Source organism: Collinsella sp. AM20-15AC, from assembly GCF_003471405.1.
In the GTDB taxonomy this organism is placed as follows: domain Bacteria; phylum Actinomycetota; class Coriobacteriia; order Coriobacteriales; family Coriobacteriaceae; genus Collinsella.
On the sequence record NZ_QRJA01000054.1, the window covers coordinates 348 to 2,432 of the forward strand.

1 pseudogene is annotated in these 2,085 nt (G+C 77.1%); it reads left to right on the forward strand.

The window, feature by feature from the left end:
* Nucleotides 1-2,085, forward strand: a pseudogene (locus DW233_RS10005) (hypothetical protein); the annotation flags it as partial.

Genomic DNA, 2,085 nt, shown 5'->3' on the forward strand with positions numbered 1-2,085 from the left:
CACCGCCGGCACGACCGGCCAGTCCCGCGCCGTCGAGGCCCTGAGGGTCAGGCTGTCCGGGGAGCTGTCGGCCCGCTACACTGTCTGGTACCGCGTCCACTCCGCCGAGTTCGGCTGGCTGGGCTGGGCGTGCGACGGCGCCGACGCCGGCTCGGCGGGCTACGGCCGCGCCGTCCAGGCCGTCCAGGTCGCGGTCCTGCCCAAGGGCGACCCCGCCCCGGGCGACACCGCCACCCCGTTCGTCGACAGGTCCTCCGAGCCCCCCTCCGTCTCCTACCGCGCCCACGTCGCCGGCATCGGCTGGCAGGGCTCCGTCTCGGACGGCGCCGTCGCCGGCACCACCGGGCAGGGCCGCGCCCTCGAGGCCCTCTCGGGCTCCGTCTCCTGGTACGGGCACGGATCCTCCTCCCTCGAGGTGAGGGCCCACGTCTCGAACGTCGGCTGGCAGGGCTGGACCTCGGGGACCGCCGGCACCACCGGGCGCTCCCTGGCGGTCGAGGCGCTCCAGTTCAGGCTCTCCGGCGAGGCCGCCTCGTCCTACGACGTCTGGTACCGCGTGCACTGCTCCGACTACGGCTGGCTCGGCTGGGCCAAGGACGGCGCGTCCGCGGGCACGGTTGGCCTGTCGAAGGCCGTCCAGGCCGTCCAGGTCGTGCTCGTCCCCAAGGGCGGCGCCGCGCCGGGGCCGGCCGGCGGGGCCTTCCGCGGCGCCGGCGAGCGCCTGTCCGGGTCGTCCATCTCCGTCGCCGGCTCGCCGGCGGGCTCGTCGTTCTCGGGCGGGGTCCTGACGCTCGGCTCCGAGAGGGGGCCCGTGCTGGGCTCCGTCGCCGCGACCGTCGACAACCTCGAGTCCGACGGGTCGGTCTGCTACCGCGGCCTGCTGCTGGGCTCCGGCTGGCAGGGGGAGACCAGCTCCGACGGGGCGCAACTCGGCGCCTCGGGCGGCGGGCTCCAGCTCAAGGCCGTCCGCTTCGAGCTGTCCGGCGGCCTCGCGGAGCGCTACGACGTCTGGTACCGCTCCTGTGACTCCGCGCGCGGCTGGCTCGGCTGGGCGAGCGCCGGCGAGCCCTCCGGCGTCGAGTCCGGCGCCTCGGGCCTCACCGCCGTTCAGGTCGCCCTCGTCGCGAAGGGCTCCGGCGCCCCCGGCCCGGCCGAGGGGGCCTACGTCTCCGGCGCCGCCTCCGGCCCGTCGCTCGTCCTGCAGGGCCATGTCGCCGAGCGCGGCTGGCTGCCCGCGGTGGGCGGCGGCGAGGACGTCGGCACGACCGGCAGGGGCCTCGCGCTCCAGGCCGTGCGCGCCTCCCTCGAGGGGGCGGGCGAGGGGAGCTCCGTCTCCGTCGCGGCCCACGTGGCCGGCATCGGCTGGCAGGACGCCGCCTCCGCCCCCTCCTACGCCGGCACGGTGGGGCAGGGCCGCGCCGTCCAGGCCGTGAGGGTGTCCCTCTCCGGCCCCGTCTCCGAGCGCTACGACGTGTGGTACCGCGTCCACGCGGCCGGCTACGGCTGGCTCGGCTGGGCCAAGGACGGCGAGGCCGCGGGCACCGAGGGGCTCGGCGTCCAGGCAGAGGCCCTCCAGGCCGTCCTCGTCGAGAAGGGCGGCGACGCCCCCTCGACGGGCGACCCCGCCGAGCTCTCCGTCCCCTCGCTCAGCCTCAGGGCCCACGTCTCCGGCGTCGGCTGGCAGCCCGCCGTCGGCAACGGCGGCACCGCCGGCACGACCGGCCAGTCCCGCGCCGTCGAGGCGATCGCCGCCGAGGTCTCCTCGCCGGTCTCCGGCGGCCTGTCCTACAGCGCCCACGTCTCCGGCGTCGGCTGGCAGGACGAGGTCTCGGGCGGCGCCGTGGCGGGCACCACCGGCCAGGGCAGGGCGGTCGAGTGCGTGAAGATGCGCCTGACCGGCGACCTCTCCGAGTACTACGACGTGTGGTACCGCGCCTACGTGCAGGACTACGGCTGGCTCGGCTGGGCCAGCGACGGGGCCCGCGCCGGCACGACCGGCATCGGCTACCGCGTAGAGGCGCTCCAGGTCCGCGTCCTCGCGAAGGGCTCGGCGGCCCCGGGCCCGACGGACGGCGCGTACAGGGA